1 protein-coding gene is annotated in these 1634 nt (G+C 57.8%); it reads right to left on the bottom strand.

Going from position 1 to position 1634, the window contains the following annotated elements:
- Nucleotides 1–1535: beta strand repeat-containing protein (locus tag AC0IW7_RS24715; RefSeq protein WP_471821480.1), on the bottom strand; the 1535-nt coding region annotated here is incomplete at its 3' end.
- Between the last annotated feature and the right edge of the window lie 99 nt (nt 1536–1634).

The raw sequence follows: 1634 nt of genomic DNA, 5'->3' as shown, positions 1-1634 counted from the left end.
GCGCCGTCGGCGACAATCGCAGTAGGCAAAGCAGTGACGGTCATTGTTGCGGCTGCACCGGCGGTGAAATCAACCTCAGCGGTATCAGTCATCGAACCAATTGCGCCGGTCACGGTGGCTTGGCCAGCAGTTGTGGAACTGGTCAGCTCAACCGTCGCCACACCGTTTGCGTCAGTAGTGGATGAAGCGCTCGCCAATGTACCGGCGCTAGTACTCCAGCTTACGGTTTGGCCGGCTACCAAGTTGCCGTTAGCGTCTTTAACTGTGGCGCTAAGGGTCGACTTGCTGGTGCCATTCGCTTCAATCGAAGCAGGCGAAGCGGTGACATCCATTGCAGTGGCTGCACCGGCGGTGAAATCAACCTCGGCGGTGTTACTCGCCGAACCGCTTGTGGCAGTCACAGTAGCTTGGCCGGAAGTGGTTGTGCTGGTGAGGGTAATCGTCGCTACACCGCTTGCATTGGTGGTAGACGATGTACCCGACAACACGCCAGCGCTGGTACCCCAGGTAACGCTCACACCAGCACCTACGGCGTTGCCGTTGGCATCCACCACAGCGGCGCTGATAGACGATGTGCTTGCGCCGTCGGCGACAATCGCAGTAGGCAAAGCAGTGACGGTCATTGTTGCGGCTGCACCGGCGGTGAAATCAACCTCAGCGGTATCAGTCATCGAACCAATGGCGGCTGTCACGGTGGCTTGGCCAGCAGTAGTGGAACTGGTCAGTTCAACCGTCGCTACACCGTTTGCGTCAGTAGTGGATGAAGTGCTCGCCAACGTACCGGCGCTAGTACTCCAGCTAACGGTTTTGCCCGCTGCCAGGTTGCCGTTAGCGTCTTTAACTGTGGCGCTAAGGGTCGACTTGCTGGTGCCGTTCGCTTCAATCGAAGCAGGCGAAGCGGTTACATCCATTGCAGTGGCTGCACCGGCAGTGAAATCAACCTCGGCGGTATCAGTCATCGAACCAATTGCGGCTGTCACCGTGGCTTGGCCAGCAGTTGTGGAACTGGTCAGTTCAACCGTCGCCACACCGTTTGCGTCAGTAGTGGACGAAGTGCTCGCCAACGTACCGGCGCTAGTACTCCAGCTAACGGTTTTGCCCGCTGCCAGGTTGCCGTTAGCGTCTTTAACTGTGGCGCTAAGGATCGACTTGCTGGTGCCGTTCGCTTCAATCGAAGCAGGCGAAGCGGTTACATCCATTGCAGTGGCTGCACCGGCAGTGAAATCAACCTCGGCGGTATCAGTCATCGAACCAATTGCGGCTGTCACCGTGGCTTGGCCAGCAGTTGTGGAACTGGTCAGTTCAACCGTCGCCACACCGTTTGCGTCAGTAGTGGATGAAGTGCTCGCCAACGTACCGGCGCTAGTACTCCAGCTAACGGTTTTGCCCGCTACCAGGTTGCCGTTAGCGTCTTTAACCGTGGCGCTAAGGGTCGACTTGCTGGTGCCGTTCGCTTCAATCGAAGCAGGCGAAGCGGTCACATCCATTGCAGTGGCTGCACCGGCGGTGAAATCAACCTCAGCGGTATCAGTCATCGAACCAATTGCGGCTGTCACGGTGGCTTGGCCAGCAGTTGTGGAACTGGTCAGTTCAACCGTCGCCACACCGTTTGCGTCAGTAGTGGACGAAGTGCT

The sequence above is a fragment of the Pseudomonas sp. AC229 genome, from assembly GCF_979254655.1.
Note: the sequence above shows the minus strand (reverse complement) of the source record. Positions and strands in the feature narration are given on the sequence as shown.